Here is a 19,992-nt window from a genome sequence, read left to right on the forward strand (position 1 = left end):
GTCCTCGGTGTCGTACGCGTCCGGACACGGGGTGCCCGCTGAACACCGGAAAAATACCAAGGGTCACCGGGTCGGTGCTGTGGGTTTCCGAATGGTCGCCCTGGTGGTGATGGGTTCCGATTTGGCCCGGGAGTGAGCCCCTTCCGCCCGTGGGAACGCCTGCGGACCGGCAAAGGGGGCGGCGGCCTCTTGCCGGTGTGGCGGCGGCCCCAGCAGGATGGGGGTGTCCGCGCCCCGGGGCGGGGCGTACCGGAGAGCAGGGAGCGACACCTTGGGTCCCATCACGTCCAGTACCGTCGACGACGTCCTCCGGCGCAGCGCCGCCAGGACCCCCGGTAACACCGCGCTGGTCTTCGCGGACCGGGAGTGGACCTACGCCGGACTGGACGACGCCGTCACCCGGGCCGCCGCACGGCTGCTCGGGCTGGGCGCGGTCAAGGGCGACCGGGTCGCCGCCTACGGGCGCAACTCCGACGCCTACCTCATCGGCTACCTGGCCTGCGCCCGGGCCGGTCTGGTGCACGTGCCGGTCAACTTCGCCCTCCAGGGCGGGGAACTGGCCTACCTCCTGGAGCAGTCCGGCAGCACCGTGGTGCTGGCCGATCCCGCACTGCGCTCGGCGGTGGACGCCCTGCGCGCCGAGACCGGGGTGGAGCAGGTCCTGGAGTTGCGTGACGGCCCGGGGTCGCTGTTGGCCGAGGCCTCGGAGGGGCCGGTGCCGGAGCTGGCCGTGGAGGTGGCCGAGACCGACCTGGTCCAGTTGCTCTACACCTCGGGCACGACCTCCCGGCCCAAGGGCGCGATGATGACCCACCGGGCCCTGGTACACGAGTACCTGTCCTGCCTGGTGGGGCTGGACCTGGACCCCGGCGACAACCCGCTGCACGCGATGCCGCTCTACCACAGCGCCCAGATGCACGTCTTCCTCATGCCGTGGCTGGCGGTGGGCGCCCGCAACACCCTGGTGGAGGCACCGGACCCCGCCGACCTGCTGCGCCGGATCGAGGCCGAGGGGCACGGGGCGTTCTTCGCCGCGCCGACCCTGTGGGTCGCCCTGGCCAACCACCCCGGGTTCGCCGACCGCGACCTGTCCAGCCTGCGCAAGGCCTACTACGGGGCCTCGATCATGCCCGGACCGGTCCTGACCAAGCTCCGGGAAACCCTCCCCGGACTGGGGCTCTACAACTGCTTCGGGCAGAGCGAGATCGGTCCGCTGGCCACCGTGCTGCGCCCCGAGGAGCACGCGGACCGGCCCGCCTCGGCGGGGCGTTCGGCGCTCTTCGTGGAACTGCGGGTGGTGGACGACAAGGGTGCGGACGTCCCGCCTGGTGAACTCGGAGAGGTGGTGTACCGGTCGCCGCAACTGTGCCTGGGCTACTGGGACAAGCCCGAGGCGACCGAGGAGGCCTTCCGCGGCGGCTGGTTCCACTCCGGCGACCTGGTCCGCGCGGACTCCGAGGGCTACATCGAGGTGGTGGACCGGATCAAGGACGTCATCAACACCGGTGGTGTGCTGGTGGCCTCCCGGGAGATCGAGGACGTGCTCTTCGCCCACCCCGGGGTGGCCGAGGCGGCGGTGGTCGGTACCCCCGACGAGAAGTGGATCGAGTCGGTGACGGCCTACGTGGTGCCCGCCCCCGGCACCGACACCGACGCGCTCCCGGAGCTGCTGGTCGAGTACGTGCGCGAGCGCCTGGCCCCGTTCAAGGTGCCCAAGGCGGTGCGGGTGGTCGCCGAACTGCCCCGCAACGCCTCCGGCAAGATCCTCAAACGCGAACTCCGGGACCGCACCGCCTGAGCGGCCGCGGCTCTGGAGCGTGTCTCAGCCCTGGTCCGTCGTCCCGTCCGTGTCGCCCCGGACCTCGCCGCCGCAGTTCCGTCGACCGGAGTGACCGGCCGTGACACGCCCAGGCGTTGAGGGACTGGCCTGGGATGGGGCGACATGGTCGGCGGTACGTCAGCGACTCAGGACCAGGGGTGGTCCGGTGTGTTCGTGGCGCGGACACCGGCCTTCAGGTCGACACCGGCCTTCAGGTCGAGGTCAACCCGTCAGCATCCGGGGGACGACGTAGACGAGTGAGTAGGCTTCGTAGACCGCTCCGATGACCAACAGCGCCAGTGCGGGCAGGCTCAGCCAACCGAACTGCCGCAACCCGCGCGCGTATCCCTGTCGGCGGTTGGGGGCGCCGACCGCCGCGGGGCGCAGCCAGGCCCTTCCGAGGACGTAGGAGCCGAGCGAGAGCAGGGTGTAGGCCTGGAACTCGACCACCATCGTCAGGGAGTGCGGGACGAGGACCGTCGCCATGGTCTCGTCGACCGGAGCGAGGATCACGCCGCTCTCGAACGTCTTGTAGACGAGCAGGGCGATCCCTGCGAAGGGCACGACCAGCGAGGGCAGCAGGATCTTCAGCACGCCGACCGTCAGCACGTTGACCGCGAGGATGGTCAGGGCGAAGAGCCAGACGTTCCCGAGCAGCGACACCACCAGGTCCGCCGTTCCGTCGTCCTCCTGACCGGTGACCAGCGCCGCGGTCAGTTCGGGGAAGAGCAGCCCCAACGCCAAACCGGCCACGAGCACGCCGTACACGATCGCGTTCAGCGCGAGGTAGGCGCCGAGGTCGGCGCGGATGATCCGGAAGGGTTCGCGAAGGATGCGCATGGGTCCTGCTCCGTGGTCGAGAGAGGTGGCGGGCCGCTCCGGCCCTTTCACTCGACATTGCGCACCATGGCCTCGGGGCAGGGTCAAGCCCGGGTCGGACACTTGACCCTGCCCCCGGGGCAGGGTGTGGACTGTGCGTGGAGTGCGGGACCCCGCACCGGCGGTGCAGGAGGAGGCAGCACATGGCGTGGAGTACCCAGCAGGTCGCCGAACTCGCCGGGACCACGGTCAAGGCCGTCCGGTACTACCACCGGATCGGGTTGCTGGACGTGCCGAGGCGGGCTGCCAACGGATACAAGCAGTACGAGGTACCGCACCTGGTCCGGTTGCTCCAGATCAGGCGTCTGAGTGATCTGGGGGTCCCGCTGTCGGAGGTGGCGTCCATGGAGCGGGCGGACGAGCGGCCGGACGAGGCGATCCGCGTGCTGGACCGGGAACTGGAGGCGACGGTCAACCGGCTCAACCGGGTCCGGGAGGAACTGGCCCTCATCCTGCGCCACCGCGCGCCCGCGTACGTTCCGCCGGAGTTCGCGCAGATCTCCGGCGACCTCTCCGAGCGGCAGCGGTCCCTGCTGATGGTCTTCTCGACCGTGCTCAGCGAGGACTCCGTCGAGAGGTTCCGCGATCTGATCAGTGAACCCGACGAGACGGACGAGGAGTTCGAGGCCCTGCCGCCGGACGCGGACGACGCCGTGATCGAAAGTCTCGCCGAACGCATACTGCCGGTCGTTCTCCGGGGACAGGAGGAGAATCCGTGGTCGCGGGCCCCGACGGTGGACGCGCCGCGTGGTGCGGAGCACGCCGCGCAGACGATGGCCGAGGCGGTCGTGCAGTTGTACAACACCGCGCAGCTACGCGTGCTGAAGCGGTTGAACGAACTCCTCACGGAAGAGGCCTCGGCCGCGGCCGGCGACGCGCCCTGACGGGTGCCGGGGCGCGTCGCCACCGTGGCGGTCAGGCCCCCAGGTGCTCGCCCAGGGCGGTGAGCAGCCGGTCCACGTCCTCCTCCGACACGTACGGTGCCATACCCACGCGTAGTCCGGCGTCGTCGTCCAGACCCAGCCGGGCGAAGGCCTCGTGGGCGTAGAAGCTCCCGGCCGGAGCCAGGACGTCCCGTTCCGCCAGGGCCCGGGAGACGTCCGTGCTGCGCCGACCGGGGAAGGCCATGAACAGGGTCGGAGTGCGCTCGGCAGCCCTCGAAAGCAGGACGACGTCCTCACCGAGGGCGGCCAGCCCCGACTCCACCCGCTTGCGCAGGGCGTGTTCGTGTTCGGCGATCGCCCCGTACGCGGCGACCAGGCGCGCCCGCCTCGACGAACCGCCCGGGCTCAGATCCGCGAGCACCTCCACCGCCTCGGTCGCCCCGGCCATGGTCTCGTAGGGCAGGGTGCCGAACTCGAACCGCTCCGGAACGTCGTTCGTGGAGGGCAGCAGCTTGTCCGGGGTGATCGACTCCAACAGCGCGGGGGAGGCGGCCAGCACCGCGCAGTGCGGGCCGAGGAACTTGTACGGGGAACACACGAGGAGGTCGGCGCCCAGTTCCCCCGCGTCCACGGTCTCGTGTGCCGCGAAGTGCACGGCGTCCACGTACACGAGCGCCCCCACCGCGTGGGCGCGGTCGGCGATGACACGCACCGCAGGCTTGGTGCCCAGCAGGTTGGAGGCGGCGGTCACCGCCACCAGCCGGGTGCGCTCGTTGACCACCTCGTCCAGGTCGGACAGGTCCGGTTCGGCCGTGTCCGGGTCCAGGTCGAGCCACCGCACCGCCGCGCCCGCCCGCTCGGCCGCCTGGATCCAGGGCCGCACGTTCGCGTCGTGGTCCAGCCGGGTCACGACGACCTCGTCGCCGGGGCCCCACCCCCCGGCCAGGTGCCGGGAGAAGTCGTAGGTCAACTGGGTGGCGCTGCGCCCGTAGACGATCCCCGAGGGGTCGGCGCCCAGCAGGTCGGCGTAGGCGCTCCGGAAGGAACGGACAGCCTCCTCCGCGTTGGTCTGCGAGACCAGACCGGCGCCCCGGATGGACAGCGGGCCGGTGAGGGTACGGACGATCGCCTCTCCCACCCGCGCGGGGGTCTGGGTGCCCCCGGGGCCGTCGAAGTGCGCGATACCGGACTTCAACGAGGGGAAGCCGGACCGGAACGAGTCGAGGTCGAACTGGGGCATGGGGCTCCTTCGCTGCCGAGGGCGTTCGCCGACCACGATCGCACACGCCCCGTCCCGCTCGGCAGGCCCGGGAGGATGGGCGGTGGAGGGGAGCTGGCCCGTGAACGCTTCGGGCACGGTCAGCCGTGCGCCGAGGCGGCGTTCCCGGCCCGCCGGCCCCGCGCGAAGGTCACCGCGGCGGTGGTCACGGTGGTGACCAGGCCCAGGACGGGCAAGCCGAGCCAGGTGAGCGCCCACAGGATCTGCCGCGTCTGAGCGGTCTCGACCACGTGCATGGAGGCGATCCCGAAGTCGGTATCCGTGTTTTCGCAGGTGATCCGGTGCGTGCCGGTCTCGGTGATCTTCAGGACCTGGACCAGGTGCCACTCCTCGGCGCCGTAGTCGAAACTGGACGCCCCCCGCCTCTGGGCCTCGCCCGGGGCTCCGGAGGGGGTGGTGAGACTGCACCAACCACTGAACGAGCGGCCGTAGACCCCGAGCTCACCGAGGTGCTCCTCGCCGAGCTCCAGTTCGACGTCGAGGTCGCGGCCCACCTCGCCCATGAAGTCCGGTGCGGGATGACGGACATAGGGGCCCAGGGCGAGCAGGACCCCGAAGACCACCAGGGTGGTGACCAGGGAGACCAGGCTCGCTACGTAGCCCTTGCGCAGGCGGTGTCCGCGTGGGACACGGGGGGAGCCAGGGGCGGACGGGGCGCCGGAGGAGCCCGGAGCGTCGGGAGGGGGTGGGGTCTGGGGGCGGGGAGGGAAAGACATGGCCGACAGTATGTCAGCGGCCTGTATGTCAGCGGCCTGTGAACAAAGGCGGCATAGCGGTCTCCGGCTCCCCGCACCGCGCCCGACCAGGCCCGGGCGGGGACCCCGGACACTCACCCCTGGAGGGAGCCCACCAACCCGGCGGCCAGGTGCGCCCGTTCCACCATGGCGTCGACCACCAGGTACTCGTGGTCGGCGTGCGCGCCGCCGCCGACCGCGCCCAGGCCGTCCAGGGTCGGCACCCCGAGCGCCGCCGTGAAGTTGCCGTCGCTGCCACCGCCGACCGCCACGCCGCCGACCCCGGGCAACAACCGCTGGGCCTGTGCCAGCAGTCCCTCCGCCACGGCCGCGGGCATCGGCGGACGGTTGACCGAACCCGTCACCGCGACCCGGGCCCCCTCCAGGTGCGGGGCCAGGGCCGCGAACGCCGCCTCGACCCGTCGGCGCTCCTCGTCCGTCTCGACCCGCACGTCCACGGTGACGACCGCCTCCGCCGGGACCACGTTGTCCGTGGTCCCGGCCGCGGCCACCGTCGGCGTCACGGTCGTCCCGGCCTCCGGGCGGTTCAGCGCCGCGATGTCCAACACCTGGTGGGCCGCCTCCACCAGCGCGTTCACCCCGGCCTCGGGTTCCAGTCCGGCGTGCGAGGCGCGGCCCCGTACGGAGACCCCGAAGGTGCCGCACCCCTTCCGGGCGACCTTGAGGTGTCCGCCCTCGGCCGCGCCCTCGAACACCAGCACCGCGCCGCACGCGCGGGCCCGCTCCTCGATCAGCGCCCGCGAGTGGTGCGAGCCGACCTCCTCGTCGGCCGTCACCAGGACCTCCACCCCCGCCAGGTCGTCCAGCGTCGCCAGACCGTGTACGGCCTGCACCAGCCCGCCGAGCATGTCGTACACCCCGGGACCGGTGGCGCGTCCCCCCGCCACCCGGAACGGGCGCCGCTCCAACGTGCCCAACGGGAACACCGTGTCGTGGTGGCCCAGCACCAGTACCCGGGGCCCACCCCCGCCCGACCAGTGCACGTGCGGCCCGGCCGGGCTCTCCACCAGGGCGGCACGCCCGCCCAGCCGCCTCTCGACCATCGCCGCCACCGCCCCTGCCGACCCCTTCAGGGACTCCACGTCACGGGAGGGGGACTCGGTCTCCACGAGCGTCCGCAGGTCTTCCAACATCGCGTCGACGCTCGCGCCGCCGTTTTCGTGCTTCACCATGCCGCAAGGCTAAGGGTGTCCGCCCTCAGTCGATCGGCAGCGGGGAACTGGGTTTGGTGACGCTGATGGCGAAGGTCGTCTCGATCGAGGAGACCGCCGGGATCGCACGCAGCTTGGTGCGCATCAGCTCCTCGTAGGCGGCGAACGAGCGGGAGCCGACCTTCAGCAGGTAGTCGTGGTCACCCGCCAGCAGATAGGCCTCGGTGACCTCCGGGATCGCCCGGATGGCCTCCTCCACCCGCTCCACCACACCGGTGCCGTGCGAGTCCAGGCGCAGCCGCACGAACGCGGTGATGTCGAGCCCGACCGAGGACGGGTCGACCACCGCCGTGTACCGGTCCAGCACACCGGACTGCTCCAACCTCCGCACCCGGCGCAGACACGGGGAGGGGGACAGGCCCACCCGGTCGGCCAGGTCCTGGTTGCTGATCCGCCCGTCACTCTGAAGCTCGTGCAGAATCCGCAGATCAATCTCGTCTAGTCCTTGCATGTGGCAGATCCTGCCAAACCAACCTCCTGTAGAGCAATAATTAGCAATCGTCAGCCCCTTCTGTCCCCGTACCTTCGCTTCTATGAGCAGACCTACCGGGGCGACCCCCGCGCTCGCCCTCGGGCTGGCGGCGATGGCGGCGACCGTGGTGCTGTGGGCCGGGTTCGCCCTGAGCATCCGCGGGATCGGCGCCTCCGACCTCACAGCCCTGGACACCGCCTTCCTCCGTTTCCTGACCCCGCTGGTCGTACTCGCCCCCTGGATCCCCCGCGCCCTGCGGCGGGTACGCCACGAACGCGGGGGAGTCCTGGCGGCGCTCTGCGTCGGCGCCGGACTCCCGTACTTCCTCATCGCCGCCTGGGGCGGTTCACTGACCAGCGCCGCCCTCGTGGGGATCGTGATCCCCGGCACGGTGCCGCTGTTCGTCACCGTGCTCGCGTTCGGACTCTGGCGCACCCGGGCCCGACCCGCCCAACTGGGCGCGCTCGTGCTGATCGTCCTGGGCGTGGCGGTGACCGTGGTGGCCGCCGTCTCCCCGGACCAGGTCACCGGGGTCGCGGTCCTGCTCTGCGCTGGACTGGTGTGGTCGGTGTACACCCTGGCTCTGCGGGAGACCACACTCGACCCCGTCAGCGCCGCGATCGTGCTCTGCGCCCCCTCCGCCCTGCTGTCCGGGGTGCCGATCCTGCTGCGCCTGGTGCCCTCGTCCCTGACCGGCGGCGCCACCCGTGACGTCCTGATCTTCGTCGCGGTCCAGGGCATCGGCGTCGGTGTGCTCGCCGCCCTGTGCTACGCCACCGCCATCCGCGTGCTCGGCGGTCCGGTAGCCGCCACCCTGGGCGCGTTGAGCCCGGTCCTCACCCTCGTCGTCGCCGCACCGCTGTTCGGCGAGCCCGTCACCGTCGCGACCACGGTCACCCTGCTGCTGGTGCTCACCGGGGTGGTCGCCTTCAACCTCCTCGCCGCCCGGCCCGCCCGGCCCGTCGCCGAAGCCGCCGACCGACGCCCCGAACTGGAGCCCTCATGCTGATGCCGTCCCTGCGGGAACCGCGCACCGACCCCCTCTGGCAGCTCACCGCCGCCTGTGACGCCGACCGGCGTCCGCACCGGCTCGACCTCATCGTCGGCGTCTACCGGGACGACACCGGCACCTCGCCCGTCTTCGGCGCCGTCGCCGAGGCCGAACGCCGCCTCGCCGAACGCTCCCCCTCCAAGGAGTACCTGGGGCCCGCCGGAAACCGCGCCTTCACCGGTGCGCTCACCGAGCTGCTCCTGCCCTCCGACCTGGTCCGTGAGCGCACGCTCGCGATCCAGTCGGTCGCCGGCACCGGCGCCCTGCGCCTCCTGGCGGAACTGCTGGCCGAGACCGGCCCCGACCGGACCGTCTACCTGGGCACGCCCGCCTACCTCAACCACCGGACCATCCTCACCACGGCCGGACTGCGTGTCCGCGAGTACCCGATGCTGCTGGCCGACGGCCGCCCCGATCCCGACGCGGCGCTGGAGGCGATCGCCACCGCCGCCCCCGGGGACGTGCTCATGGTCCAGGGGTGCTGTCACAACCCCACCGGCACCGCGATGCCGACGGAGCGCTGGGAGGAGCTCGCCCGGGCCATGCTCGCCCGCGGCGTGGTCCCGTTCGTCGACCAGGCCTACTTCGGCCTGGGGGACGGGCTCGAAGCCGACCTCGAGGGCATGCGGCGGATGCTCGACCTGCTGCCCGAGGCGGTCGTCGCGGTCAGCGCCTCCAAGGCGTGGGGCCTGTACAACGAACGCACCGGCTGCGCCGTCGTCGTCTCCGACGACCCCGCCCGCAGGGCGCACGCCTACGGCATCCTGGAGACGGTCGCCCGGGCCGGTTACTCCCAGCCCCCGGACCACGGAGCGCGGATCGTCCACGAGATCCTCCGGGACCCCGGACTGCACACGGACTGGCTGACCGAACTGGAGGGTATGCGCGAGCGCCTGGGCGCCCTGCGCGGCGGTCTGGCCGACGCACTCGCCCACCGGACCGGAACGACGGTGTTCGAACCGCTCCGCGAACAGCGGGGGATGTTCCTGCGGCTGCCCCTGACCGAACCGGACATGGGCCGGCTGCGCGAGGAACACGCGATCCACGGCCTGCCCTCAGGGCGGATCAACCTGGCCGGGGTCCCCGCCCACCGCCTGGACCACCTCGCCGACGCGATCGCCCGCGTCCACCGGGTTTCCGGGCAGGCCGCCCGACCCCTGCCGACGGGATGGGCGACCGCGCGGTGACGCCCACCCGGGCTCCGGGCGGGGCCGTGGTTCAGGACCGGTCGGCGGTCGCGCCGGAGGGCGGTTCGTCCGCGCCCGGCCCGGTCCCGGCCCGTTCCGGTCCCTCCTCGCCTCCCGCTCCCCGGGGGGTGTTCTCCCGGTGCGGACCCGGGCGGTTGCGCAGGAGCGCGGCGAGTACCGCAGCGACCGGGGTGGCCAGGAACAGGCCCGTGACCCCGCCCAGGATCCCGCCGACCGTGAGAACGACCAGCACCACGGCCGAGGGCAGCTCCAGCGCCTGGCCGTAGATCCGCGGCGCGAACACGTTGCTCTCCAACTGCTGCACGACGATCACCGCGGCCAGCACCACCAGGGCCACGATCCAGTTCTCGGTCACCAGAGCCACCAGCACGGCCAGGAGACCGCTCAGGAAGGCGCCGATGATCGGCAGGAACGCGCCCACGAAGGTGAGCACGATCAGCGGAACCGCCAGAGCGGGGTCGATGAGCAGGAGCAGCACGATACCGATGCCCACCGCGTCGAAGACACCCACCAGGGCCACCCCGCGCACGTAGCTGCCCATCACCCGGTAGGAGACCTGTGCGCCGTGGCGCAGACCCGGGCGGGAGCGGGGCGGCAGGAGGCTGGTGATCCAGTCCATGAGCCTGTCGCCCGAGTGCACGAAGTAGATGGTCAGGACGAGGATCAGCACGATGCCGAGTACGACCCGGGTCACGGCGGTGGTCGCGGTCCACGCGCCGGTGAGGATCTGGTTGGTGTTCTCGGTGATCAGGGACTGGGTCTGGGCCCAGGCGCTGTCGATCGCCTCGGTGAGCAGCGCCGGGTTCAGGCCGAAGGGCAGGTCCATGGCCTGGAGTTGGTCGACGGCGCTGTTGACGCTGTCCACCAGGTCCTCGAAACCCGCGACGGCGGGGGTCACGATCAGGGTGATGGCCGCGCTGTAGACCACCAGCGCGATCAGCAGGGTGATGGCGGTGGAGGACCCCCGGCCCAGCCCCGAGCGTCTGATCGGGTTGGGGCGGCGCAGCCAGTTGGCCAGCGGCATGAGCAGCGCGGTGAGGAAGACCGCGATGATCAGCGGCAGGGTGACCACCGACAGGTAGGCGAGTGCGTAGACCACCAGGCCGGCCAGTACGCCGATGACCAGGATGCGCCAGGCGGTGTCGCTGACCGTGCGCAGCAGGTCGCCGGCTCGCGCGTCGTCCTCGGTTTCCGGGACCTGGGCCTCCGTGCCCCGGGGCTCCGGGGCCTCGTCTACGGGTTCGGTCTCCTTCCTTCGTGCACGGGCGCTCCGCGCGGCGTTCCACTTGTTCACAAGGGCGCCGACCCCTGGCCACTGGGCTTGCACATGGACTCCGATAACTGGGTGACACTGAGCTGGGCGCTACAGAGTCTGTCCGGATCGCCCGGCCCGGGCCAGGAGGTTCGCGGGCGAGTCCGAGATGGGCGTGTCGCAGGGTGATCAGGTGATGAGGTCTGACAGGGCATGTTTCGTGGTGCCCCCAGGAGGATCCGACTCCGGCGCGTTGCGGTCCTCGACCACCCGGTCGTGCACGACCCGGGGCAGGTGGCTCGGGCCGCTCCCGTCAGGCCGCACACACTCCGCCGGGGCGCGCGCTCTGAGGCGGGCTACTCGGAGGGTTCGGGGACGGGCGGGCACTCGACGGTCGGGTTGACGCCGAGATAGTTCAGCGGGCCGACGAAGACGGTCACCACGGTGCTGCCCAGCGTCGAACATGAGGCCTCCGACGTACTGAAGTAGCCGCGCTGGACGGCGGCGGCCAGACCGATCGCCAACCAGAGCAGGACGAGTACCGAAAGGACGATGCTGGTGCGCACTGCTACCTCCTGGGGGTGGGGCGGTAGGTGGTTGTCGGGGTTCTCGGTGCTGCGGGTTCTCCAGGGATCTTTACCCGCCGATCCCCTTCCTCACCCGGTTTCCGGGCCCCGGAACGGTCCGGGGCCCGGCGCAGGGGCGTAGCGGCTACCTCACGTCCCCGAATCCCGCGCCCCCGGCGGCCCGAACCGCCACCGGGTGGCGCCGTGGCCGACGTCGCCGGTGGGGAAGGCGTAGCCGGTTCCGGGGACGATCCCGTACACCGCGTAGGGCGGAGGGCCGGCGGTCGGGGCGCCGTCGGGGCCGGTCAACAGGTCGCCCTCGGCGACGGGCGGCCACCCGTACACGACGGGGTAGGCCCCGGCCACTTCCTTCACCCGGTCCTCGTCCCGTATCCGCTCGACCCGCCCTTCGACCACCACGTCCAGGAGGCCGGTGGACACCGCCAGGCTCACCCGGGGCGAGGCCGCGAGCAGCCGGGCCTTCTTCGTGCCGTCCCCGCAGGCGAAGTACGGCCGCCCGGCCACCCACACCGCCAGCAGCGGCCGGGTGTGCGGGGCCCCGTCCTCCCGGGGCAGGGTCAGCCAGTACGTCCCGCTCACCTCGGCCAGGTGGCCGAGCACCTCCTCCCAGGAACCGGGGGCGTCTTCGGTCAGGGCTTCGGCGCGGGGGTCGTGTGTGACCATGGCTCGGCCTTTCGGGGTCGTCTCCTGGGGTGCCGGTCACCCTAGTTTCCGGTGCCGACAGTCCGGAGGGCCGGAAAACGGATGGTGCGGCGGACGGAACCGGCCGTAGGGTCCCCCGTATGACAGAACCCGCCGCTCCGCGTCTGGTGGAGATCACCCCCGACAACGTCGACGCCGCACTCGGGGTGCGCGTCCGCGAAGACCAGCACAGGTTCGTCGCCTCGGTCGAACGCTCCCTCGCCCAGGCCTACGCCGCCCGCGACACCGCATGGCCCCGCCTGCTCATGGACGGCGACGAGGCCGTGGGCTTCGTCATGGTCAGCTTCGACCCCGAGGAGGAGGACCCCGACTTCCGGGCCGAGATCTGGCGGCTCAACATCGGGGAGAAACACCAGGGAAAGGGCTACGGCCGCTTCGCGGTGCAGGGGGTCCTCACCGAGGCCCGGGACCGGGGGATCTCGCGGGTCACGGTCTCCTGGGTACCGGGGGAGGGCAGCCCGGAGGGCTTCTACCTGGCGCTCGGCTTCCGCAGGACCGGGCGGGTAGACGACGGGGAGGTCATCGGCGAGCTCTTCCTCGACTGAACGCACCGCCCCGCGGCGGACGGCGGGGTCCCGGAACGGCGCGGATTTCCGGGGCCGGGCGAGAACCGGAAAGCGGGTCGGGTGCATCCCAGAGTGGGTGAACCGGACCGTTCCCGGGTGCGTTGACGCCGCATCGACTGTCTGGTTTCGTACAGATGCCCGTCCCTCGCGGGCCCCGAACACAAGCGAAACCGATCCCACCTCCCCTGCCTTCGGAGGCCGGACGCGCCCGCGGTAGGCGAAGGAGAACGTGGATGGCGAGCCGCCAGACGGCACCGAGCGGTACCGACCCGGCCGAACGGAGCCGTTCACGCCGCCTGCTCGGAACCCTCGCCCGGCGCACCCGCGCCGGATCCTCGGGCCTGGTCCTCAGCCTCATGGCGACCGCGTTGGTCAGCACCGCCTTCGGGGTCGGGGCCCTGGGCCGCTCGGACGAGGTGTCCGACGGCGCCGCCTGGCTGTGGAGCGCCCCGGCCGGCGAGGCGGTCCGCGTCAACGGCAACAACGCGGAGATCGACCTGGTGGCTTCCCTCCCCGAGGCCGGGGGCGGCCGTGTCGAGGTGGAACAGAACGACGACTACCTGCTCCTCACCGACCCCGAGACGGGCAAGGTCACCTCGGTCGACCTCAACGAGCTCGGCTTCTCCGGCAAGCTCGAACTGGGGTCCGGTGACTTCGGGGTGGTGCTCGGCCGGGACTCCGCCGTGGTGATCGACCGCGAGGGCGGCGAGATCAGGGCCGTGGACCCCGCCACCCTCCAGGCCACCGGCGCCTCCCTGACCCTGGAGGGACCGCTGGTCGGCGGAGCCTTCGACGACTCCGACACCCTGTGGGTGGGCGCGCCCGCGCAGGGGCACGCCGTCGGGATCAGGGTCACCGACGGGGAGGCCGCCGTCACCCAGACGGTCGCCGTGGCCTCCCCGGGGGCCGATATCGGCGTCACGGTCTTCGATGACGGCGCGCTGGCCGTCGACCGGGGCAGCGAACAGGTCGTGGCCATGCGCGACGGGGACGACCCCGTGATGGTCACCATGCCCGCGCCGATGGACGACTCGGCCATGCCGACCCGTACCCGCGGGGACATGGCCGCCGTCACCAAGACCGAGGACGACGGGATCGTCACCCTCCTGCACCCCTACGGTGCCGCCGAGACCAGTTACTTCCCGGTGGGCCAACCGGGCGGCGGGATCGCGGTGCCGTTCTCCGGACGCGTCTACGTCCCCTTCGACGAGGAGGGTCTGGTCCGCTCCTACGCGCCCGACGGCCGCGAGCTCGACACCGTCACCCTGCCGGGCGCGGAGGGCGCGCTGGAGCTGGACGCCCGCGAGGGCAGCCTGTTCGTCAACGCCCCCGAAACCGGCACGGCCGCGGTCGTGGACGAGACGGGCCGGGCCACCCTGGTGGACACCGACGAGGCCCCGCCGGGGCCGGGCGAGGTTCGTGCCGACACCCCCGAAGCCGCACCCGAACCGGGGCCCCCGGAAACGGAACCCCAGCCCGGCGGGGACCCCGAGGGCGGGGACGCCCCCGAAGGCCAGGGCACGGGACCGGGTGAGGGAACCGGAGAAGGTGAGGGCTCCGGCGAGGAGTCCACCGGGCCCCCCGGGGCTCCCACACCCGTCACCGCCGAGGCGGGCGACGGCGAAGTCGAGCTGAGCTGGCCCGAGGCCTACTCCCCGGACGCTCCCGTCGAGTCCTACGAGATCACCTGGGAGGACGGCGAGACCACCGTGGACGGCTCCGAGCTGCACACCCGGATCACCGGTCTGGACAACGGCACCGCCTACCGGTTCCGGGTCCGCGCCACCAACGAGCACGGAACCGGTCCAGCGGCACAGTCACCCCAGGTCACCCCCAGCCAGGAGGCACCCGGACCACCCGGCACGGTCACGGCGGAGGCGAACGGAAGCGAGAGCGCGACCGTGTCCTGGGAGGGAGCCGACAACGCCGTCGACTACCTGGTCACCACCTCCGCCGAGGGCGGCGCGAGCGCGCCCAGCGACCGCACCACCGGGCAGACCTCGCTGGAGGTCACCGGGTTGCAGGCGGGCGCGACCTACACGTTCACGGTCACCTCGCGCGGACCCGGAGGTGTGACCGGTGAGTCCGCCACCAGCGCTTCGGTGACCATGCCCGAGGAGCAGGTGGGGGACCCGAGCGGTGTCGCCCACAGTGTCTCGGGCAGCACGGTGACCGTCACCTGGACGGCCGCCGACAACGCCGAGGGGTACCGGATCACCCCGCACGGCGACGGCGCGGTGTTCCTGAACGAGGCCAGTGCCGGAGGGGAGGCCACCTCCCACTCCTTCACCCGGGGCGACGAGCGGTGCTTCTCGTTCACGGTCACCGCCCTGGGGCCCGGCGGAACCGAGAGCGCGGGTGTGCGCAGCGCCCCCGCCTGTGTGAGGTGGTAGCGGTGCCGGAACGGACAGCGGACAGGGAGAGGACGGACGAGGTGCCCAGAACACGGAAGGGCCGCGGGACCTGGGCGGCGATGGCGGCTGCCACGGCGCTGGTCGCCTCGGGGCTGGTGCTGACCTCCTCCACCGCCGCGCAGAGCCAGACCCCGGCAGAGGCGTGCACGGCTGCCCATCCCAACGCGGGGGAGGATGGGGTTCCCAGTTACTCGCAGAACGCGAGCGGTTGGCCCAAGCCCGTCCCCGGAGTCCCAGGGGGGCAGGTGTACCTCTTCTATGAGTCCGTGCGCGGTTACAACTGCGCGATCGTGGTCTCCAACGGCGGCCCCACCTACATCGACATCGGCCTGCGCCGCAGCGACGGCTCCGGTGAACTCGGCTGGGACGACGACACCGCCGCTACGGTCGCCGGGCCGGTCCTCATCCCCGCCCAGGGCTTCTGCGTCGATGTGACCGCGGCCGTGGGCGAGCGCTCCTTCACCAGCAGGGGGACCAACTGCAACGCCTGAGCCGCGCGAGGACTCGCAGCTGACAGTCGGCCCCAGCCGTCAACCCTCCGCCGCCGTGCCCAGGGGCCGGGACCGTGCCGCGTCCTTCCACACAGGGCCGCACGGTCCGACTCGAAGGCTCCGTCGATCCAGGCCCTCGCGCCGGAGCCCCGTGGTTCGGTCACCGGGGCCCGGGGCGGGCGCCCCGCCTCTCTCCGGGGAGCGCCCCCCGGAGCCTCTTACCCCTCCGGTTCGGTCCAGGCCACCTGGACCTGCTCCGGCGGGCGGCCCCGGCGGGCCAGCAGGGCACGGCCCTGGGGCAGGCGCCGGGAGGCGACCCCGTTGGCGAGCCGCCCCTCCATCCGGTCCCCGGAGAACAGCAGACCCGGCGTGGCCATGTCCACGATCGTCTGCGTCACCGGGTCGAACATCGACCGCGACGCGCCACCGGTCCGTCTGGCGGTGACCATGTGCAGCCCCAGGTCGGCCCCCTGGCTGAGGAACTCCGCCAGCGGCTCCAACAGGTTGCTGCGCCCGGCCACCAGGTCCAGGTCGTCGACGAAGACGAACACCTCCAACCCGTCCCACCAGCTCCGCTCGCGCAGTTGGCGGGGGGTGACCTCCGGTCCGGGCAGCCGCTGACGGATCATCCCGGCCAGCTCCCCGGCCAGCCCCCTGGTGTGCTGGGGGCTGGTGCTGTAGGCCAGCAGGTGGTCCTCGGGCACCAGCCCCAGGTGCGCCCGCCGGTAGTCGACCATGACGACGCCCACCTCGCGTGCGGGCCGTTGCGCCACCTGCCGCACCAGGGTGCGGATCAGGTTGCTCTTGCCGGTCTGCGGGTCGCCGTAGACCACCAGGTGCGGGTCCTCGTCCGGCCGGTACAGGCAGGGGCCCAGGTCGCTCTCGCCGAGTCCCATGACCAGGCCGGGGCCCTGGTGGCGGGGGAGCAGCTCGTCCAGGGACACCTGGGCGGGCAGCACCCGCACCCGGTGCACCGGGTCGTGCGGCCAGCGCTCGGAGAGCACCCGCACCGCCTCGCGGACCCCGTCGCCCAGGTCGGCGTCCTCGGCCACCCCGTCCAACCGGGGCAGGGCCACCTGCACGAACGACTCGTCCGAGCGCAGCCCGCGGCCCGGTACGTCCTTGGGCATCCGCTCGGCGACCTTGCGGCCCAGTTGGGAGTCGTAGGGGTCGGTCAGGCGCAGCTCGAACCTGCCGCCGAACAGCGACTGCGTCTTGGAGCGGACCTGGTTCCCGGCAGAGGCGGTCAGCACCGTGTGCACGCCCAGGGCCGGGCCGCGCGAGACGATGTCGTTGAGGACGTCGTCCACGTCGGGGAGCGCCTCCCGCACTCCGGCCCAGCCGTCGATGAGCAGGTACACGTCGCCGTGGATCCCCGAGGGCACCCTGCCCTCGGCCCGGGCCTGGCGCAGGTCGGCGGGCGAGTCCAGCCGGGAGCGCTGGAAGACGCGTTCGCGCTGGTCGAGCAGGCTCCGTACGTCGGCCAGGACCCGCTGCGCCCGCTCCAGGTCCGAGCGCCCGGCCACACCCGCCACGTGCGGCACCTCCTCGAACGGAGCCAGCGACCCGCCGCCGAAGTCGATCGCGTACACCGCGATCCGTCCGGGCGGGTAGCGCCAGGCCAGGCTGGCGATGAGGGTGCGCAGCAGGGTGGACTTGCCGGACTGCGGGCCGCCCAGCACCACGATGTTGCTCTCCCCGCCGGTGAAGTCCAGGTCGGCGGCGGTCTGCGCCTGGTCCCGGGGCAGGTCGGCCAACCCGATGATCGCCCGGGCCTCGGCCGGGTCGGGTTCCACCGGGGCCCCGTCGGCCCCGGTCAGGTCCTCGCCCAGCCGTTCCAGCAACCCGTCCAGGGTCATCAGCGCGGGCAGCGGTGCCAGCCAGACCGGCCGCACCGGTGCCGCACCCGAGGCCACGAGCCGGTCCACCGTCACCCGCAGGGTCGTGGGGGCCTCCTCCTCGTCCCCGTCACCGTCCCGGGTGTCCTCCTCCGTCACGGATTCGGGCGGCCGGGACAGGGACGCCAGCCCGTTGAAGGAGATGAGCGGCAGCACCTGCGGAACCTCCTCCTCCCGGTCCTGGCTGGGCGGCACGTAGGGCTGGGAGACCATGGCGGCCTTGAAGCGCTCGAAGACGGTGGTGTCCACCTTCAGGTAGCCGGACCCCGGTTCCGGGGGCAGGTGGTAGGCGTCGCCGACGCCGATGGCCTCCCGGCTCTCGGCCTCGGAGAAGGTGCGCAGGCCGATCCGGTAGGACAGGTGCGACTCCAGGCCCTTGATCTTGCCCGAGTCCAGCCGCTGGGTGGCCAGCAACAGGTGCACCCCGATGGACCGGCCGATCCGGCCGATGGCCACGAACAGCTCCGCGAAGTCCGGGTGCGCGGTGAGCAGCTCGGAGAACTCGTCGATGATCACCAGCAGGTGGGGTAGGGGTTCCAGCTCCGGGCGGCGGCCTCGCGCGCTCTCGTAGGCGTGCAGGTTGGGCAGGTTCCCCGCGTCCTTGAGCGCCTGCTGGCGGCGGGTCAGCTCACCGAACATCGCCTCGCGGAACCGTTCCACCAGGGAGTCGTCGTCGGCGAGGTTGGTGATCAGCCCGGCGCTGTGCGGCAGCAGGTCGGTGTCGGCGAAGGTCGCCCCGCCCTTGAAGTCCACCAGGAGCAGCGCGAGCTGCTCGGGACCGTGGTTGATCACCAGCGAGGCGACCAGGGTCCGCAGCATCTCGGACTTGCCCGAACCGGTGGCGCCCACCACCAGCCCGTGCGGTCCCATCCCGCCGAAGGCCGACTCCTTGAGGTCGAGCAGGACCGGGTTCCCCTCCGGACCCACCCCGATCGGGACCCGCAGGAAGTCACCGGTCCCGCGCGGGCTCCAGGTCCGCGCCGTGTCCAGCCGGGCGACGTCGGGCACCCCGAGGATCTCCGGCAGCCCCACGGTGGCGTGCATGGCGTCGGCGCTGTCGGCCGCGGCCAACCGCACCGGCGCCAGGGTCCGGGCCAGGGTGGTGAGCTGGTCGCGGTCGGCCCGGTCCGCCCGCCCCCGCAACGGCGGGTCGGCCTCCTCCTGGCCGGGTTGGCCGGGCGGCTGCCGGACGGTCTCCCGGTCCTCCCGGAGGGTGCCGTCCGCATCCACGTACAGGCGGGTGTCCACGTGCCCGGGCTCCTCTCGGCGTTCGCCCACCAGGAAGACCAGGTGGATGCCGATGTCGGCCAGGGAGTGCACCGGCGGTTCGGCGGCCAGCCCGGAGAGCGTGGCCTGGAACTCGCCGTCCACGACCACGACCAGCCGTGCGGTGCCCGGCCCGGGGGGAGCGCCGCGTCTGCGCTGCAGGTCGATGGTGCGCTGCTCGATCTCCGCGGACAGCAGCTCGGTCATCTCCACCGTGTTGGCCGCGACCAGGCGTGCGGGCAGCGGGCCGTCCTGGACACCGTCGAGGGAGTTGTGCGGCAGCCACTTGAGCCAGTCCCACTCCGGGACCAGCCGCTGGTGGCGCACCACGCCCAGGCGCACGTCCCCGGGGGCGGAGAAGGTCGCCAGCTGGGCCGCCACGGCCCGGGCCACGCCTCGGGCCGCCGCCCGGTCGCCCACGACCGAGACCACCCCGCAGTCGCGCAGCGGCAGGACCAGGGGCTGCTCGGCCACCTCCGCGTACAGGTCGACGAGCTGTTCGGCGATGCCCTGGCAGACGGGGTCGTACACGACCAGCGGGTTGGCCCTGTCGATGTTCAGGCTCAGCCGCCGGGCCAGGGGCCGGGTGCCCTCCCCGACCCGCACGTGCAGGAAGTCGGGGTCGCCCACGCGCCGTTCCCACCGCCGGGCGGGCAGCCGCGCAGCCTCGGCGAGCAGGTGCGGGGCCGGGTGCCGGAACAGGGCCGCCGCCCGTTGGAGCCCCGCGACCTCGCGGACCGTCTCACGCAGGTGGTCGAGGTAGTCCAGGTACCGCTCGCGCTGCTCGCGGATACGCCGCCGGGGGCCGTTGCGCTGGGCTACGAACATCACGATGCCCACGGCCACGCTCGCCATCATGACCATCGCCCCGATCACCGCGAACAGCGGCCGGTTGCCGAGCGTGATGGTCATCAGCAGGGAGCCCGACCCGGTGATGATCGGCATCATGATCATCGCCGAGGAACCCGCCGCCGGGGGGTTCTCCGGCAGTTGCGGGGGCGTGGCGATCACCAACGGCGACCGACCGGGGTCCGGGACCGTGTGGCGGGCGGGCCGGTGAACCAGCGTTGTGGACACGAAGCGCCTCTCCAGTCGCGTGTGCCCCGAAGGCCCGGGACGCACCGATTGCTACTTTGATGATCCCGCGCCGCCCCGGCGCCGGACAACTCAGCTTCCGCGGCCCTGTGGAAAACCGGCCGCGGTTTCGTGGGATCCCATCCCCGAGCCCCCGGTTCCCGGCCGGGGCGCCCGATTCCAG

Annotated in this window: 16 protein-coding genes; 7 read left to right on the top strand and 9 right to left on the bottom strand. The window is 72.4% G+C overall.

Annotated elements, in window-relative coordinates; genetic code table 11:
• Positions 1–271: 271 nt before the first annotated feature.
• Positions 272–1,798 (top strand): acyl-CoA synthetase, encoded by a 1,527-nt coding sequence (locus AC0VYD_RS12545; protein ID WP_475480046.1) that lies wholly within the window; start codon positions 272–274, stop codon positions 1,796–1,798.
• A 243-nt stretch (positions 1,799–2,041) separates the two neighbouring features.
• On the opposite strand, the gene AC0VYD_RS12550 is transcribed toward AC0VYD_RS12545, so the two are convergent.
• A complete protein-coding gene (locus AC0VYD_RS12550) occupies positions 2,042–2,659 on the bottom strand; it encodes a stage II sporulation protein M (RefSeq protein ID WP_475480047.1) in 618 nt (205 codons plus the stop codon).
• 182 nt (positions 2,660–2,841) lie between these two features.
• On the opposite strand from AC0VYD_RS12550, the gene AC0VYD_RS12555 reads away from it, so the two are divergent.
• A complete protein-coding gene (locus tag AC0VYD_RS12555; protein ID WP_475480048.1) occupies positions 2,842–3,582 on the top strand; it encodes a MerR family transcriptional regulator in 741 nt (246 codons plus the stop codon).
• Between the two features lie 31 nt (positions 3,583–3,613).
• Here AC0VYD_RS12555 and AC0VYD_RS12560 read toward each other — a convergent pair whose 3' ends face one another.
• The 4 genes from AC0VYD_RS12560 to AC0VYD_RS12575 all read right to left on the bottom strand — a co-directional run bounded on the left by AC0VYD_RS12560 (position 3,614) and on the right by AC0VYD_RS12575 (position 7,278).
• Positions 3,614–4,822, bottom strand: a complete 1,209-nt coding sequence (locus AC0VYD_RS12560) for a cysteine desulfurase-like protein (RefSeq protein ID WP_475480049.1) — start codon at positions 4,820–4,822, stop codon at positions 3,614–3,616.
• Between the two features lie 119 nt (positions 4,823–4,941).
• Entirely contained in the window at positions 4,942–5,577 is a 636-nt protein-coding gene (locus AC0VYD_RS12565; RefSeq protein WP_475480050.1) for a hypothetical protein, read from the bottom strand.
• A gap of 113 nt (positions 5,578–5,690) precedes the next feature.
• Positions 5,691–6,788 (bottom strand): M20 family metallopeptidase, encoded by a 1,098-nt coding sequence (locus AC0VYD_RS12570; RefSeq protein WP_475480051.1) that lies wholly within the window; start codon positions 6,786–6,788, stop codon positions 5,691–5,693.
• 25 nt (positions 6,789–6,813) lie between these two features.
• A complete protein-coding gene (locus AC0VYD_RS12575; protein WP_475480052.1) occupies positions 6,814–7,278 on the bottom strand; it encodes an Lrp/AsnC family transcriptional regulator in 465 nt (154 codons plus the stop codon).
• An 82-nt stretch (positions 7,279–7,360) separates the two neighbouring features.
• Here AC0VYD_RS12575 and AC0VYD_RS12580 point away from each other — a divergent pair, with 82 nt between their 5' ends.
• The gene (locus AC0VYD_RS12580) at positions 7,361–8,308 is read left to right on the top strand and encodes a DMT family transporter (protein WP_475480053.1); all 948 of its coding nucleotides are present in this window, start codon (positions 7,361–7,363) and stop codon (positions 8,306–8,308) included.
• A complete protein-coding gene (locus tag AC0VYD_RS12585; protein ID WP_475480054.1) occupies positions 8,302–9,537 on the top strand; it encodes an aromatic amino acid transaminase in 1,236 nt (411 codons plus the stop codon). Before AC0VYD_RS12580 ends, AC0VYD_RS12585 begins: the two co-directional genes overlap by 7 nt.
• Before the next feature lie 31 nt (positions 9,538–9,568).
• Here AC0VYD_RS12585 and AC0VYD_RS12590 read toward each other — a convergent pair whose 3' ends face one another.
• The 3 genes from AC0VYD_RS12590 to AC0VYD_RS12600 all read right to left on the bottom strand — a co-directional run bounded on the left by AC0VYD_RS12590 (position 9,569) and on the right by AC0VYD_RS12600 (position 12,060).
• Entirely contained in the window at positions 9,569–10,852 is a 1,284-nt protein-coding gene (locus AC0VYD_RS12590) for an AI-2E family transporter (RefSeq protein WP_475480055.1), read from the bottom strand.
• A 314-nt stretch (positions 10,853–11,166) separates the two neighbouring features.
• Entirely contained in the window at positions 11,167–11,376 is a 210-nt protein-coding gene (locus AC0VYD_RS12595) for a hypothetical protein (protein ID WP_191270229.1), read from the bottom strand.
• 150 nt (positions 11,377–11,526) lie between these two features.
• Positions 11,527–12,060, bottom strand: coding sequence for a pyridoxamine 5'-phosphate oxidase family protein (locus AC0VYD_RS12600; RefSeq protein ID WP_475480056.1), 534 nt, complete (start codon positions 12,058–12,060; stop codon positions 11,527–11,529).
• Positions 12,061–12,179: 119 nt separating this feature from the next.
• On the opposite strand from AC0VYD_RS12600, the gene AC0VYD_RS12605 reads away from it, so the two are divergent.
• The 3 genes from AC0VYD_RS12605 (at position 12,180) to AC0VYD_RS12615 (ending at position 15,570) form a co-directional block, all read left to right on the top strand.
• Positions 12,180–12,644 (top strand): GNAT family N-acetyltransferase, encoded by a 465-nt coding sequence (locus AC0VYD_RS12605; RefSeq protein ID WP_475480057.1) that lies wholly within the window; start codon positions 12,180–12,182, stop codon positions 12,642–12,644.
• Between the two features lie 254 nt (positions 12,645–12,898).
• Positions 12,899–15,058, top strand: coding sequence for a fibronectin type III domain-containing protein (locus AC0VYD_RS12610; protein ID WP_475480058.1), 2,160 nt, complete (start codon positions 12,899–12,901; stop codon positions 15,056–15,058).
• A gap of 41 nt (positions 15,059–15,099) precedes the next feature.
• On the top strand, positions 15,100–15,570 hold the full coding sequence (locus tag AC0VYD_RS12615; RefSeq protein ID WP_475480059.1) for a hypothetical protein: 471 nt from the start codon (positions 15,100–15,102) through the stop codon (positions 15,568–15,570).
• 218 nt (positions 15,571–15,788) lie between these two features.
• Here the strand turns inward: AC0VYD_RS12615 and eccCa are convergent, their stop codons facing one another.
• Positions 15,789–19,688 carry a type VII secretion protein EccCa gene (gene eccCa / locus AC0VYD_RS12620; protein ID WP_475480253.1) on the bottom strand — a complete coding sequence of 1,300 codons (3,900 nt, stop codon included), beginning with the start codon at positions 19,686–19,688 and terminating at the stop codon, positions 15,789–15,791.
• Positions 19,689–19,992 lie beyond the last annotated feature (304 nt).

It is taken from the genome of Nocardiopsis sp. iso_40 (assembly GCF_056173285.1).

Bases quoted from the DNA above. Each gene is read 5' to 3' on its own strand.
- AC0VYD_RS12600 (WP_475480056.1), bottom strand. From the start codon at position 12,060: ATGGTCACACACGACCCCCGCGCCGAAGCCCTGACCGAAGACGCCCCC.
- AC0VYD_RS12550 (WP_475480047.1), bottom strand. From the start codon at position 2,659: ATGCGCATCCTTCGCGAACCCTTCCGGATCATCCGCGCCGACCTCGGC.
- AC0VYD_RS12580 (WP_475480053.1), top strand. From the start codon at position 7,361: ATGAGCAGACCTACCGGGGCGACCCCCGCGCTCGCCCTCGGGCTGGCG.
- AC0VYD_RS12610 (WP_475480058.1), top strand. From the start codon at position 12,899: ATGGCGAGCCGCCAGACGGCACCGAGCGGTACCGACCCGGCCGAACGG.
- AC0VYD_RS12585 (WP_475480054.1), top strand. From the start codon at position 8,302: ATGCTGATGCCGTCCCTGCGGGAACCGCGCACCGACCCCCTCTGGCAG.
- AC0VYD_RS12570 (WP_475480051.1), bottom strand. From the start codon at position 6,788: ATGGTGAAGCACGAAAACGGCGGCGCGAGCGTCGACGCGATGTTGGAA.
- AC0VYD_RS12560 (WP_475480049.1), bottom strand. From the start codon at position 4,822: ATGCCCCAGTTCGACCTCGACTCGTTCCGGTCCGGCTTCCCCTCGTTG.
- AC0VYD_RS12605 (WP_475480057.1), top strand. From the start codon at position 12,180: ATGACAGAACCCGCCGCTCCGCGTCTGGTGGAGATCACCCCCGACAAC.
- AC0VYD_RS12575 (WP_475480052.1), bottom strand. From the start codon at position 7,278: ATGCAAGGACTAGACGAGATTGATCTGCGGATTCTGCACGAGCTTCAG.
- eccCa (WP_475480253.1), bottom strand. From the start codon at position 19,688: ATGATCATGATGCCGATCATCACCGGGTCGGGCTCCCTGCTGATGACC.
- AC0VYD_RS12555 (WP_475480048.1), top strand. From the start codon at position 2,842: ATGGCGTGGAGTACCCAGCAGGTCGCCGAACTCGCCGGGACCACGGTC.
- AC0VYD_RS12565 (WP_475480050.1), bottom strand. From the start codon at position 5,577: ATGTCTTTCCCTCCCCGCCCCCAGACCCCACCCCCTCCCGACGCTCCG.